The following is a 13,510-nucleotide window of genomic DNA, read 5'->3' as shown; positions in this document are numbered from 1 at the left end:
TCAGGCCACCTCCGCGGCCGCGCCGACGGCGCGGCAGATGCGGGCGAGGTCGTCCTCGCCGGTGACGTAGGGAGGCATCGTGTAGATCAGGTCGCGGAACGGCCGGATCCAGACGCCCTCGCGCAGCGCGGCGTCGGTGGCCTTCGCGACATCGACGGGGTGGTCGAGCTGGACCACGCCGATCGCGCCGAGGACGCGGACGTCGCTGACGCCCGGCGCGCCGGCGAGAGGGGACAGGCCGGCCGAGAGCGCGCCGGAGACCCGGGCCACGTCCTGCTCCCAGTCGCGGTCGACCAGCAGGTCGAGCGAGGCCAGGGCGACCGCGCAGGCGAGCGGGTTGCCCATGAAGGTGGGCCCGTGCATGAGCACGCCCGACTCGCTCCGGGAGATCGCGTGCGCGACCTCGGAGGTGGTCAGGACCGCGGCCAGCGTCATGTAGCCGCCGGTCAGCGCCTTGCCGATGCAGAGGATGTCCGGCGTGACCTGCGAAGACACGAACAGATCGCCGGTGCGCCCCAACCCCGTGGCGATCTCGTCGAAGATCAGCACCAGCCCGTGCTCGTCGGCGATCTCGCGGAGCACGACCAGGCAGCGGTCGTCGTAGACCCACATCCCGCCAGCGCCCTGGAGCCGCGGCTCGAGGATGATCCCGGCGAGCTCGTGCGCGTGGGCCTCGACGAGGAGGCGTACGCCCTCGGCCCAGGCCTCCACGTCCCCGCCGGGTGCGGGCGGACGCTCGGCGAAGACCTGCGGGGTGAGCACCTCGGTGAACATCGAGTGCATCCCGCCGACCGGGTCACAGGTGCTCATGCACCCGAACGTGTCGCCGTGGTAGCCGCCGCGCACGGTCAGCAGCCGGGTCCGCTCCGGCCGCCCGCGGCCGCGCTGGCTCTGCAGAGCCATCTTGATCGCCACCTCGACGCTCACCGACCCGGAGTCGGCGAGGAAGACGTGCTGCAGGGGGTCGGGGGTGATCTCCACGAGCCGCCGGGCGAGGTCGATCGCCGGGGCGTGGGTCAGTCCGCCGAACATGACGTGCGCCATCCGGCCGGCCTGCTCGGCGAGCGCGGTGTCCAGCTCGGGCACCTGGTAGCCGTGGACCGCCGACCACCACGACGACATCGCGTCGACGACCTCGAGGCGTTCGCCGTCCTCGTCGAGGTGGAGACGTACGCCCTCGGCGCCGGTGACGAGCCGCACCGGCGCCGGGTCGGTCATCGAGGTGTAGGGGTGCCAGAGGTGCTCGCGGTCGAAGGCGAGCAGATCTGCGCTCAGGTCCTGCTCAAGCGTTGGCAGCGACATCTGTTCCTGCTCCGCGACGTCGGATCACCGGGCCGTCCTGCTCGTCGTGGCCACCGCATGCCCCGCCGGAGGCGGAGCCGCAGCCGTCGCCACAGCTGCTGCCGCAGCCGCCGCTCGCGAGGCGACCGGCAGCCTTGGTGCGGTGCTCCTCGATGAGGTCGTCGAACCCGCTCTCGTCCATGCCGAGGATGACGAAACCGTTGTCGCGCAGCATCTCCAGGTCTGCCAGCGCGTCCTGCCCCTCGGAGGTCAGGTAGTCGCCGAGGAAGATCGAGTTGGCGACCTGCAGCGCGGTGGCCTGCAGCGAGCGCAGGTGCATCTCGCGTCCGCCAGCGATCCGGATCTCCTTGTCCGGGCAGACGAACCGTGCCATCGCCAGGATCTTCACGCACCGGGTGGGAGAGAGCTCCCAGGTGTTCTCGTACGGCGTCCCGTCGAACGGCATCAGGAAGTTCACCGGGATCGAGTCGGCGTCGAGCTCCTTGAGGGCGAAGAGCGCCTCGACGAGCTGCTCGTCGGTCTCGCCCAGGCCCGCGATGAGGCCGGAGCACGGCGAGAGGCCGGCGTCCTTGGCCTTGCCGATCGTGTCGACGCGGTCCTCGTAGGTGTGGGTCTGGACGATGTTGTCGTGGTTGGACTCGGCGGTGTTGATGTTGTGGTTGTACGCATCCACCCCGGCGGCCTTGAGCCGCTCGGCCTGGCCGCCCTTGAGCAGCCCGAGACAGGCACAGACCTCGACGCCCTCGTGCGCGTCCTTCAGCGCGGAGGTCATCTCGACGACCTTGTCGATGTCGCGCTCGGAGGGACCGCGGCCCGAGGAGACCATGCAGACGCGGGTGGCGCCACCGCGTAGCCCGGCGCCGGCCTGCTCGAGGGTCTCGTCCTTGGAGAGCCAGGAGTACTTCAGCACCGGCGCCTGCGACCCGAGCGCCTGGCTGCAGTAGTTGCAGTTCTCCGGGCACAGCCCCGACTTCAGGTTGACCAGGTAGTTCACCTTGACGGTGTTGCCGAAGTGCTCGCGCCGCAGTCGCCCCGCCGCGGCGACGACGCTCATCAGCTCCGCGTCGGGCGTACGCAGCACGGCCACCGCGTCCTCGGCGGTCGCGGCCCCGCCGGACAGGATCCGGTCGGCGAGCTGGTCGAAGGCTGTCGTCATGTGGTGCGCTCCTCGGCGATGTCAGAACTGAACGACGTTCAGGTGAACGGTGTTCAGGTTAGGTTCTGTCGGGCCGTACCGCAACGCCGCGGTCCATCCGAGCGGCACTAGGATCGGCTCGTGCGCATCGAGACGATCCCTGGACTGGTCCTGATCGAGCACGAGATCGAGGTGCCGCTCGACCATCGCGGCGGCGGGCCGGAGACGCTGACCGTCTTCGCCCGCGAGGTGCGCCGCCCGGGCGATCGCGACGACCGCGACGCGCTGCTCTTCCTCCAGGGCGGCCCGGGCGGGGAGAGCCCGCGCCCGATCGACCTCCCGATGGCGCCGGGCTGGCTCGAGCGGGCGCTCCAGGACTATCGGGTGATCCTCCTCGACCAGCGCGGGACCGGGCGGTCGACGCCGCTCACCGCGATGACCGGGACGAGCCCGCAGGAGCAGGCCGACCACCTGGCCCACTTCCGCGCCGACTCGATCGTCGAGGACGCCGAGCTCCTCCGCGAGTCCCTGGGGATCGAGCGCTGGTCGCTCCTGGGTCAGTCCTTCGGCGGCTTCTGCTCGCTGCGCTACCTCTCGACGCATCCCGGGTCGCTGCGCGAGGTGCTCTTCACCGGGGGAGTGCCGCCGGTCGGGTTGCCCGTCGACGAGGTCTACGCCGCGACCTTCACCCGCACCATCGAGCTCACCGAGCGCCACTACGCCCGCTTCCCCGGCGACCGCGACCGGATGCGGGCGCTGGTCGAGCGCTGCGACGCCGGCGAGATCCGGCTCCCGCACGGCGGCCTGCTCTCGGCCCGCCAGGCGCGCTGCATCGGCAGCCAGCTCGGGATGACCGGCGGGTCCGAGCGGATCCACTACCTCCTCGAGCGCGACCCGGCCGGCCTCGGCTTCGGGCACGAGGTCGCCTCGCTGCTGCCCTTCAGCGGCCACTCGCCCCTCTACGTACTCGTCCACGAGGCCTGCTACGCCGATGCCCAGGCCACCCGCTGGGCCTCCGCGCGCGTCCAGCCCGCGGCGTACGAGGACCCGACCCTCTTCACCGCCGAGCACCTCTTCCCGTGGCACCTGAGCGAGGATCCGCTGCTGGCGCCGTTCGCGGAGGCGGCGGACCTGCTCGCCGAGCGGGAGTGGCCGGCCCTCTACGACCCGAGCGCGCTGGCCGCCGTCGACGTCCCGTGCGCCGCGGCGGTCTACTACGACGACCCCTACGTCCTGCGCGAGCACTCCCTCGCCACCGCCGAGCTGGTCCCCACCCTCCGCCCATGGATCACCAACGCCCACCTCCACAACGGCGTCCAGGTCGCTCCCGACGAGGTCCTGGACCGCCTCATCGGCATGGTCCGCGGACGGATCTGACCACGATGAGCGTGCCTGTGGCGGTCTTCCGGACCGCGTCCTTCCTGCTCACCATGGCGCTCGTCGGACTCGCCTACCCGCTGCTCGCCGCCCTGGCCTACGTCGGTTTCCTCATCGCCTCCGCGGTCGGCGACCTCGGGCTCGGCGGCCCGCTGGCCGGGCCGGTGCTCGTGCTGCTCGGCGCCGCCGTCGGCGCGATCTGCGTGGCGGTAGGAGCACCTGCCGCCCTCGCCGGCCGTCTCGTGGGCGGGGTCAGGGGAGTCCTCGTCGGTGCCGCCGTCCTGGTGGTCCTCGGGGGAGGCGCCACCTGGGTCGCGTGGCTGGTGTTCGACCTGGCGGGCCGACCGTGGGTCCCTGCCGCAACCCTGGTCGCCGCCTCCACCCCGGCCGCACTGGTGCTCGCGCTCTCCGACGCCGTCGCCGATCTGGTCACCCGCCTCCCCGCACGGGGTCGGGCATCCGCCGCTCACGCCTGAGCCGGACCTGTCAGAATCTCGCCCGTGGGCATCGAGGTGAGGGCGTACGACCCGAGTTGGCCGATCCGGTTCGAGGAGATCGCCGAGACGCTGAGGAGCGTGCTGGCCGACGGCCCGGCCGCGACCGTGGAGCACGTCGGCTCGACGTCGGTCCCCGGCCTGGCCGCCAAGCCGATCCTCGACATCGACGTGATCGTCGCACCCGAGGACGTCTCGGCCGCCGTCGCCGCGCTCGTACGCATCGGCTACGTCCACCGCGGCGACCTCGGGGTCCCCGGCCGCGAGGCGTTCTTCGCCCCCGATGAGGACCCGCGACGCCACGTCTACGTCTGTGCCGCGGGGACGCTCAACGTACGCAACCATGTCGCCGTCCGCGACGTTCTGCGCCGCCGTGACGACCTTCGCGACGAGTACGCGGCGGTGAAGGTCGCGCTGGCCGCCGACCCGGCGATGGACATCGACACCTACATCGCCCGCAAGTCCGACGTCCTCCAGAAGATCCTCGCCGCCTCCGACCTCACCGACGCCGAGCGGCTCCGGATCCTCTCGCTCAACGACCCGAGCCGCTGATGCTGCCGATCCATGTCGGCGTCGTGATGGACGGCAACCGGCGCTGGGCGAAGAAGGCAGGTTTGGCGAACCCGGGTGCCGGCCACGACGTGGGTGCCGACCATGTCGAGGACCTGCTCGGGTGGTGCACCCGGTCGCGGATCGACCACCTCACCTCCTACGTCCTCTCCGCCGACAACATCCGCAAGCGCCCGAAATCGCAGGTCGACCACCTGTTCGGGATCCTGGCCGACAAGCTCCCGCAGACCGTCGTACGCAGCGACCGCTGGGCCCTCCACATCTCCGGCGACCTCACGCTGCTGCCCGACGACGCCGCCGAGGCCCTGCGCGCGGCCGAGCGCGAGACTGCCGACCGGCCCGCCCACCTGACGATGGCGATCGGCTACGACCCGCACGGCGACATCGTCGAAGGCATCCGCCGCGCAATCGCAGCAGGCGCCACCGACATCGACGAGCAGACCATCACCGCGGCCCTGCCCGGCGGCCCGGTCAAGGAGATCGACCTCGTCATCCGCACCAGCGGCGAGCAGCGCCTCTCCGGCTTCTTCCCCTGGCAGACCTCGAACGCCGAGATCATCGTCAGCGAGAAGCTCTGGCCCGACTTCACCGAGACCGACTTCGCCGAGGCCCTGAGGTTCTACGCCGAACGCCGGTCGGCAGTCCGGTAGTCCGGTAGTCCCGCTCAGAGCGAGCCGGGTGCAACAACCGCGCATGTGCGGGGAAGATGCGGGCCCAAGCTGCCTTCGTGGCGCGAGAACCCCACAGGTGCACGGTTCTGGCAGGGTTGGTACGTGCTGAGCGCGATCGTCTTCGACCTCGACGACACCCTGGTGGATCAGGCCGGGGCGGCGCGGAGGGCGGTGGTCGGGTGGGCGGCCGAGCACGGCGTCACCGGGTTCGACGTAGCGGACCGATGGGATGCCATCTCCGGGCCGCACTACCAGCGCTACCAGCGTCGCGAGATCAGCTTCGAGGAGCAGCGGCGGGCGCGGGCCCGCGAGTTCCTCGAGGTCGAGGTGGACGATCGGGAGGCCGATGCGCTGTTCGCCGGGTATCTGACCAGGTACGAGGCGCAGTGGGCCGCCTTCGACGATGCCGTCCCGACGCTGCGTAGGGTGCGCGAGGCCGGGCTCCGAACGGTCGTCCTCACCAACGGCGACGACGCGCATCAGCGCCTCAAGCTAGACCTGACGGGCCTGGCCGCGGAGATCGACCTGCTCGTCTCCACCTCGACGCTGCCGGCGAGCAAGCCCGACCTGCGCGCCTACCTGCTCACCTGCGAGCGCGCCGGCATCGCCCCCGGTGAGGCGCTGATGGTCGGAAACAGCCTCGCCCATGACGTACTCGGTCCGATCGAGGCGGGACTCGACGCCGTCCTCCTCGATCGGCACGACGCCCACCCCGAAGCCACGCCTCGGATCAGGACGCTCCACGACCTGCGTTGGTGAGGTGCGTCAGAGTCGAAGGGCGTAGGCCGCCATCCGGTACGCGACCGCGGCCGCCTCGGGATCGTGCAGCGAGCTGTCGGCCAGGGCGGCCTCGGCGTGTGCGCGGATGCTGGCGGCGGGGTCGTCGGCGAGCAGGTCGGCGCACAGGCCGGTGACCACGGCCTCGGAGTCGTGAGGGTCGAGCTCGTCGAGGACGTTGCCGAGGTCGAGCAGCATCGCGGCCTCGGCGAAGATCTCCCGGAGGGTCTCCAGGCCGGCCTCGGTCCCGGGTCGCACCGCCGCGTCCTCGGCCAGGTCGAGGATGGGTCGGAGGCGGGGGTCGAGGTCGCTCATCGCTCGAGCTCGTCGAGGTTCAGGCCCATCGGCGACTGGCCGGGGATCTCGCCGGAGGCGACGACCGCCTTGGTCAGTGGCCGCAGCACGGTGATGAGCTCGTCGATCTCGGCCGGCTCCAGCGTCGCGTACGCCGTGGCGGCAAGCGCATCGGTCGTGGACTCGATCCCGGCCTTGGTCTCCCGGCCGGCGTCGGTGAGGGAACCGCCGTCGTCGGTGACGTGACCGCGGGAGCGCAGAGCGGAAACGAGTGCGGACCACTCGCTCTCGTGGATGTTGCGGGAGGTGGCGTAGACCGAGGGCGAGGCGCCGGTGGCGAGCGCGTGGAAGACGTGCGACTCGCGGCCGCCGATACCGGCGGCGAGGAGGGTGGCGACGTGGCCGTCGCCGCGGTGCTCCCGCAGCAGCGTCGCCGCGTCCCACAGGAGGGTCAGGGGGTCGTCGGCGGCGGGGTGCGAGCGCAGCGCGGCGTACAGGGCCCGGCCCTCCATCGGGGCGCCGAGCGCGGCTCGGGAGGCGAGCGAGGCGGCCCGGGCCAGATCCTCGGAGTCGGCGAGTTCGCCGAGATGGCGACGGAGTGCGGCGACGGCACCGGAGCGCCGGGCGTCGTGCGCGGCCTCGGGTGGTGCGAACTTCCAGGCGTCGGGAAGCGCCCGGGAGACGTGCGAGAAGGCGAAGTTGTAGAAGACCGCGTGCACGACCTCTGCGGGAACCGCCCCCAGCGGAGCCGACCGGGCGGCGAAGTAGCCCATCCAGTAGCCGCGGTAGCCGGCCTCCTTGAGCAGGGCGATCGGCTCGGGTGAGAAGTAACCCACCGCATGGATCGGCTCGAGCAGCTTCCACAGGCGACGCGCGTTCGGCTCCATGCCCAGCGACGTTATCTGCCCGCGACCCAGAGGCCGAGCGATTTGGCACGGCGGGCGGACTGCATAACAAGATGACATGGCGGATACGATTTCCGTACCCCCGAAAACGTCGAGGCCCGGCAGCCGGCCGGGCTCGCATCCGAGCAGAGAGCATTCATCGTGGCAAAGCCGCCAGCATCCACCCTTGACCTCGTCGTCTCCCTCGCCAAGCGGCGCGGGTTCGTCTTCCCCAGCGGCGAGATCTACGGCGGCACCCGGAGTGCCTGGGACTACGGCCCCCTCGGTGTCGAGCTCAAGGAGAACATCAAGCGCCAGTGGTGGAAGGCGATGGTCCAGCAGCGCGACGACGTCGTCGGTCTCGACTCGAGCATCATCCTGCCGCGCCAGACCTGGGTCGCCTCGGGTCACGTGGAGACCTTCAACGACCCGCTGGTCGAGTGCCAGAGCTGCCACAAGCGCTACCGCTTCGACCACCTCCAGGAGGAGTACGCGGAGAAGAAGGGCATCGCGGACCCCGACACCGTCGTCATCAACGAGGTCGTCGCCTGCCCGAACTGTGGCACCCGTGGCGCCTGGACCGAGCCGCGCGAGTTCTCCGGCATGCTCAAGACCCACCTCGGTGTCCTCGAGGACGAGTCGGGCCTGCACTACCTGCGTCCCGAGACCGCCCAGGGCATCTTCGTCAACTTCGCCAACGTGGTCACCAGCACCCGCCAGAAGCCCCCGTTCGGCATCGCCCAGACCGGCAAGAGCTTCCGCAACGAGATCACGCCGGGCAACTTCATCTTCCGCACCCGTGAGTTCGAGCAGATGGAGATGGAGTTCTTCGTCAAGCCGGGTGAGGACGAGGAGTGGCACCAGTACTGGATCGACGAGCGCACCCGGTGGTACACCGACCTCGGCATCAACCCCGACAACCTGCGCCACTACGAGCACGCCCAGGAGAAGCTGAGCCACTACTCCAAGCGCACCGTCGACATCGAGTACCGCTTCAACTTCCCCGGTAGCGAGTGGGGTGAGCTCGAGGGCGTCGCCAACCGCACCGACTTCGACCTCGGCACCCACATGAAGCACTCGGGCCAGGACCTGCAGTACTTCGACCAGGCCAACAACGAGCGCTACCTGCCCTACGTCATCGAGCCCGCGGCCGGTCTGACCCGCGCGCTGATGACCTTCCTCGTCGACGCGTACGCAGAGGAGGAGGCACCCAACGCCAAGGGCGGTGTCGACAAGCGGGTCGTGCTCCGTCTCGACCACCGGGTCGCGCCGGTCAAGATCGCCGTGCTCCCGCTCTCGCGCAACGAGGCGCTCAGCCCGAAGGCGAAGGCGCTCTCGGCCGAGCTGCGCGCCAACTGGGCCGTCGACTTCGACGACTCCCAGTCGATCGGCAAGCGCTACCGCCGCCAGGACGAGATCGGTACGCCCTACTGCGTCACCGTCGACTTCGACACCCTCGAGGACAACGCGGTCACCATCCGCGAGCGCGACACCATGAAGCAGGAGCGCATCCCGCTCGAGGGCGTGAGCCGCTACTTCGCCGAGCGTCTGATCGGCGCCTGAGCCACACCGTTACCGCGTCGTAAACCTTGCAGGGGGCGTCCTGCCGCACGATCTCGAGAGGCGTGCGGCAGGATATGCCCATGCAACGAGCGGGGTCCGTACTCGCCGCATCCGTCACGGGTGCGGCCATCGCCATGTCACTGATGGGGTGCAGCGGCACCGCGCCGAGGACGAACGCGCCCAAGCCGTCAGAGAGCGCATCGGCCTCGACCTCCGCCTCGCCGTCCGCGTCGGCCTCGCCCTCCGCAGGCGCGCTCACCGAGCCCGGTGCCGACCGCAGGCTGGGTGAGACCGCGACCGTCGAGTGGGCACCCAAGGACGGCGTCGACGGCAAGCTCTCGATCACCGTCGACAAGCTCGAGTCGACCTCGTACAAGCAGACATTCTCCGGTTGGAAGCTCGATGAGGCGACGCTGTCGCGCGCTCCCTACTTCGTACGCGCCACCATCAAGAACGACGGCAAGACCGATCTCGGTGGCTACGACGCTCCGCTGTGGGGCCTGGACGGCGAGGGCAACCTGGTCGAGGCGGCCGCGTTCAAGGAGCCGTTCAAGCCCTGCGACGGCAAGACGTTCCCCAAGCCGTTCGCGCCCGGCGCGAGCGTCAAGACCTGCCTGGTCATGCTCGTCCCCGACCAGGGCAAGCTCGTCGGCGTGAGCTTCCGGCCCTACGAGGAGTTCGACCCGATCACCTGGGAGGCCGACCCGGTGCCGTACGTGGCACCCAAGGCCTCCGGATCCCCCTCTGCCTCGCCGACCTCCTAGAATTTCGTACGCTTCGGGGTTGGCCGGACAATAGAAGGCATGTCTCTTCCCGGCCCTCTGAAACTCGGCAGCCTGACCGTCGACACCCCTGTGGTGCTCGCGCCGATGGCCGGTGTCACCAACGCCGCCTTCCGGCGCCTGTGCGCCGAGCAGGGTGCGGGGCTCTACGTCTGCGAGATGATCACCTCGCGCGGCCTGGTCGAGGGCGACCAGCACACCAAGGACATGCTCGTCTTCGACGAGGCCGAGACCGTACGCAGCGTGCAGCTCTACGGCACCGACCCGGTCTATGTCGGCAAGGCGACCGAGATCCTCTGCGCCGACTACGGGGTGGCGCACGTCGACCTCAACTTCGGCTGCCCGGTGCCCAAGGTGACGCGCAAGGGCGGCGGGGGAGCGCTGCCCTACAAGCGCGGTCTGCTCGGCGAGATCCTGGAGAACGCCGTCCGCGCGGCGGAGCCCTACGACGTACCGGTGACGATGAAGACCCGCAAGGGCATCGACGACGCCCACCTGACCTACATGGACGCCGGCCGGATCGCCCAGGAGAGCGGTGCCGCCGCGATCGCGCTGCACGGACGTACGGTCGCCCAGGCCTACTCCGGCACCGCCGACTGGGACGCCATCGCCGAGCTCAAGGCCTCGGTCGACATCCCGGTGCTCGGCAACGGCGACATCTGGGAGGCGGCCGACGCGATCAGGATGGTCGAGGAGACCGGCGTCGACGGTGTCGTCATCGGCCGCGGCTGCCTGGGTCGCCCCTGGCTCTTCCGGGACCTGGTGGCCGCTTTTGCCGGTGAGACGGTCAACGTCCTGCCGAATCTGGGCGAAGTGACCGACATCATGCGGCGCCACGCCGAGTTGCTCTGCGAGCACATGGGCGAGGAGCGCGGTTGCAAGGAGATCCGCAAGCACATCGCGTGGTACCTCAAGGGCTTCGGCGCCGGCGGTGAGCTGCGCCGGACCCTCGGTCTGGTGAACAGCCTCGCCGACCTCGACGAGATGCTCGCCAAGGTCGACCGGAACGAGCCTTTCCCCTCGTCACAGCTGGGTGCACCGCGTGGGCGCCAGGGTGCGCCGCGGGACAAGGTGGTCCTTCCGGAGGGGTGGCTCGACGACGCCGACGGGCGTGGCTGCGGGTTCGCGGAGAACGTGTCGGAGACCTCCGGCGGCTGAGGTTCCGGGGCTCGTTCCGACGGGTCTCGAGGGCCGTTTCGAGGCTTCGGAATCAGTCGCTCGACAGGTACAAAACTACGCAAAAACTCGGTAAGGGAATTGGAATACCCCCTGTCGTGTGTGCTGTACTCATTGCCGTGCCGAGCCCCCACCAGCACAACCCTCGACGGGTTTCATCCGTTGAAACCGTGGGAAAACTCGGGCACAGACCATGTAGTCGAGCAAAGGATTGCGTGTGGCCGGCAGCCACAGAGGCGACACTCGGGCCGTCCGTAAGACCAAATCAATAGTTGCCAGCGCAGGGGTCGCGGTTCTCGCGACGGGCGTCGCAGTCGGCGCCGGAGCCGCATTCGCGGAGCCAACCACCCTGATCGCCAAGAACGCAGGCGCTTCCCTCTCCTCGACCAAGGCCAACGTGCCGAGCACCCGTGACGACGCACGCGTCGCCGGGGACCGTCGCGAGACCGTCGTCAGCCGTGACGGAGGCGACCGCGAGTCGGTCTCCTCGGTCGAGGAACTGACCAAGGGGCCCGAGCAGGTCGAGACCGGCACCGCGAAGGCGCTCAAGCGCTGGACCGAGGAGACGCTCAACCTCTGGTCCGCCTACGGCAAGCACGCCACCCAGTCCGGTGAGGTCGAGGCCGGTGAGCTGGTCTACGCCACCGGTCGCACCGAGTCCGGCCGTGACGAGATCCTCGTCGACGGCGAGGTCGCCTGGGTGACCACCGGCCACCTCAGCGACGAGAAGCCCGAGACCACCGGTGTCGCAGCCGGCGTCAGCGCGGCCGCGTGCGGGGACTCCTCGGTCGAGAGCGGCCTGGTCGCCGACGCGGTCACCGTCTACCGCGCGGTCTGCAACGCCTTCCCGGAGGTCGCCTCGATGACCGTCGGCGGCTGGGACGCCCACGGTGAGCACACCTCGGGCAAGGCGCTCGACTTCATGACCGGTGACAAGGCGCTCGGCGACTCGATCGCCGCCTACCTGCAGCAGCACGCCGCGGAGCTCAACCTCTACGACATCATCTGGTACCAGCGGATCTGGACGCCGGTGCGTGCCTCGGAGGGCTGGCGCTACATGGAGGACCGCGGGTCCACCACCGCCAATCATTACGACCACGTCCACGTCTCGACCAACTGACGCGACTGGCCTCGAAAACAGGTCGGCCCGGGCTCTCGAAGCCCGGGCCGACCTGCGTTTTTCGGTCGGCCGGACGGTCAACAACTTCGCAAAGTCTCCGGATCACAGTGGGATACCCCTGCAGGTGTGTGGTTGACTCAGGCGCTGTGCCCGGGCTCACGACCCAGCTTCAGCGGACGTGGCGAAGGGTGTTCTCGGGCGATACCCCCACGTTGTCGAGCGAAGGATTGCACAGTGGCCACCAGCCACAGAGGCGATTATCGAGCTGTCCGTAGAACCAAGAATGCCGTGGCGACCGCAGGGATCGTCACGTTCGCGACCAGCGGTGCGATAGCCGCCGGTGCGGCCGCGGCGAACCCCGGCGTCGTCATCTCCGAGGTGGAGGAGAAGTCCGGACTCCGGTTGCCGTCGCCGGCCGATCGGCGTATCGAGGCCGAGGCCAAGGCGACTGCGAAGGTCCCGGCGCTGCCGACGACCCCGGAGGACACCCGGATGTCGAGCGACCGCCGCGAGGTCACCGGCCGGGAGACGACGGTCAGCCGCAGCGGCGAGCGTGGGGGAGATGCGGCGACCAGTGCGCTGAGCGAGGTCGCGACGATCGAGTCGCTGATCGAGCGGCCGACGTCGGTCAGCGGCGGTGCGCAGAAGGCCGTGCTGCGCTACGTCCAGGACGACGTCACCGTCTACGCCTCCTACGGGAAGCGTGCCAAGGAGCTCGGTGAGCTGAAGCTCGGGCGCGCGGTCTACTACACCGGCCGCGACGAGGGTGGCCGTCAGGAGATCGTCCTGGAGGGCAACCCGGTGTGGATCCCCGAGGGCAACCTCGGCAAGACCAAGCCCGAACCTCCGCCCGAGCCCACTCCCACGCCGACGCCCTCCCCGACGCCGTCCGAGGACGCCCCGGCCGGACTGGACTTCTCGGCCTGCGGTGACTCCTCGGTCGAGGACGGCCTCGTCTCCGACGCGGTCGACCTCTACCGCGCCGTCTGCAACGCGTTCCCCGCGGTCGCCTCCGGCACCACGTACGGCTACGACCCGCACGGCGAGCACATCGACGGCAAGGCGCTCGACTTCATGACCGACGACAAGGCGCTCGGCGACGCCATCGCCGCCTTCGTCCAGGAGCACGCCGCGGCGCTGAACATCTACGACATCATCTGGTACCAGCGCATCTGGACCCCGGTACGCGCCGACGAAGGCTGGCGCGCCATGGAGGACCGCGGTGACCCGACCGCCAACCACTACGACCACGTGCACGTAGCCGTCAACTGAATCGCCGGGGGGGGGGGGGGGGGGGGGGGGGGGGGGGGGCGCGGGGGGGGGGGGGGGGGGGGGGGGGGGGGGGGGGGGGGGGGGGGGGGTGGG

14 protein-coding genes are annotated in these 13,510 nt (G+C 70.1%); 10 read left to right on the top strand and 4 right to left on the bottom strand.

The window, feature by feature from the left end; all coding sequences use genetic code 11:
- Complete coding sequence (locus ACIRON_RS12520) at positions 1-1,302, bottom strand: adenosylmethionine--8-amino-7-oxononanoate transaminase (RefSeq protein WP_402992628.1); 1,302 nt, start codon at positions 1,300-1,302, stop codon at positions 1-3.
- Positions 1,283-2,458: a biotin synthase BioB gene (gene bioB, locus ACIRON_RS12515; RefSeq protein WP_402992627.1), complete on the bottom strand. Its 1,176-nt coding sequence runs from the start codon at positions 2,456-2,458 to the stop codon at positions 1,283-1,285. The genes ACIRON_RS12520 and bioB overlap by 20 nt, the downstream gene beginning before the upstream one ends.
- 120 nt (positions 2,459-2,578) lie before the next feature.
- Between bioB and ACIRON_RS12510 the strand changes: the two genes are divergently transcribed.
- The 5 genes from ACIRON_RS12510 to ACIRON_RS12490 all read left to right on the top strand — a co-directional run bounded on the left by ACIRON_RS12510 (position 2,579) and on the right by ACIRON_RS12490 (position 6,308).
- Positions 2,579-3,814 (top strand): alpha/beta fold hydrolase, encoded by a 1,236-nt coding sequence (locus tag ACIRON_RS12510; RefSeq protein WP_402992626.1) that lies wholly within the window; start codon positions 2,579-2,581, stop codon positions 3,812-3,814.
- Positions 3,815-3,819: 5 nt separating this feature from the next.
- Positions 3,820-4,290 carry a hypothetical protein gene (locus tag ACIRON_RS12505; RefSeq protein WP_402992625.1) on the top strand — a complete coding sequence of 157 codons (471 nt, stop codon included), beginning with the start codon at positions 3,820-3,822 and terminating at the stop codon, positions 4,288-4,290.
- Positions 4,291-4,314: 24 nt separating this feature from the next.
- Positions 4,315-4,860: a GrpB family protein gene (locus ACIRON_RS12500; protein ID WP_402992624.1), complete on the top strand. Its 546-nt coding sequence runs from the start codon at positions 4,315-4,317 to the stop codon at positions 4,858-4,860.
- Positions 4,860-5,528 carry a polyprenyl diphosphate synthase gene (uppS, locus tag ACIRON_RS12495; protein ID WP_402992623.1) on the top strand — a complete coding sequence of 223 codons (669 nt, stop codon included), beginning with the start codon at positions 4,860-4,862 and terminating at the stop codon, positions 5,526-5,528. The genes ACIRON_RS12500 and uppS overlap by 1 nt, the downstream gene beginning before the upstream one ends.
- A gap of 123 nt (positions 5,529-5,651) precedes the next feature.
- Positions 5,652-6,308, top strand: a complete 657-nt coding sequence (locus tag ACIRON_RS12490; RefSeq protein WP_402992622.1) for an HAD family hydrolase — start codon at positions 5,652-5,654, stop codon at positions 6,306-6,308.
- Positions 6,309-6,314: 6 nt separating this feature from the next.
- Here ACIRON_RS12490 and ACIRON_RS12485 read toward each other — a convergent pair whose 3' ends face one another.
- Both ACIRON_RS12485 and ACIRON_RS12480 read right to left on the bottom strand, forming a co-directional pair.
- Positions 6,315-6,641, bottom strand: coding sequence for a hypothetical protein (locus ACIRON_RS12485; protein ID WP_402992621.1), 327 nt, complete (start codon positions 6,639-6,641; stop codon positions 6,315-6,317).
- Positions 6,638-7,507, bottom strand: coding sequence for a hypothetical protein (locus ACIRON_RS12480; protein WP_402992620.1), 870 nt, complete (start codon positions 7,505-7,507; stop codon positions 6,638-6,640). Before ACIRON_RS12480 ends, ACIRON_RS12485 begins: the two co-directional genes overlap by 4 nt.
- Before the next feature lie 159 nt (positions 7,508-7,666).
- Here ACIRON_RS12480 and ACIRON_RS12475 point away from each other — a divergent pair, with 159 nt between their 5' ends.
- From ACIRON_RS12475 to ACIRON_RS12455, 5 genes are all read left to right on the top strand, one after another.
- Positions 7,667-9,067: a glycine--tRNA ligase gene (locus ACIRON_RS12475; RefSeq protein WP_402992619.1), complete on the top strand. Its 1,401-nt coding sequence runs from the start codon at positions 7,667-7,669 to the stop codon at positions 9,065-9,067.
- Between the two features lie 80 nt (positions 9,068-9,147).
- The gene (locus ACIRON_RS12470; protein WP_402992618.1) at positions 9,148-9,831 is read left to right on the top strand and encodes a hypothetical protein; all 684 of its coding nucleotides are present in this window, start codon (positions 9,148-9,150) and stop codon (positions 9,829-9,831) included.
- Positions 9,832-9,870: 39 nt separating this feature from the next.
- The gene (dusB, locus tag ACIRON_RS12465) at positions 9,871-11,007 is read left to right on the top strand and encodes a tRNA dihydrouridine synthase DusB (RefSeq protein WP_402992617.1); all 1,137 of its coding nucleotides are present in this window, start codon (positions 9,871-9,873) and stop codon (positions 11,005-11,007) included.
- A 235-nt stretch (positions 11,008-11,242) separates the two neighbouring features.
- On the top strand, positions 11,243-12,145 hold the full coding sequence (locus tag ACIRON_RS12460; protein ID WP_402992616.1) for a mucin-2 protein: 903 nt from the start codon (positions 11,243-11,245) through the stop codon (positions 12,143-12,145).
- A gap of 288 nt (positions 12,146-12,433) precedes the next feature.
- Positions 12,434-13,417, top strand: a complete 984-nt coding sequence (locus tag ACIRON_RS12455; protein ID WP_402992615.1) for a mucin-2 protein — start codon at positions 12,434-12,436, stop codon at positions 13,415-13,417.
- Positions 13,418-13,510: the final 93 nt, after the last annotated feature.

This window comes from Nocardioides sp. NPDC101246, assembly GCF_044767415.1.
Taxonomy (GTDB): Bacteria; Actinomycetota; Actinomycetes; order Propionibacteriales; family Nocardioidaceae; genus Nocardioides.
Note: the sequence above shows the minus strand (reverse complement) of the source record. Positions and strands in the feature narration are given on the sequence as shown.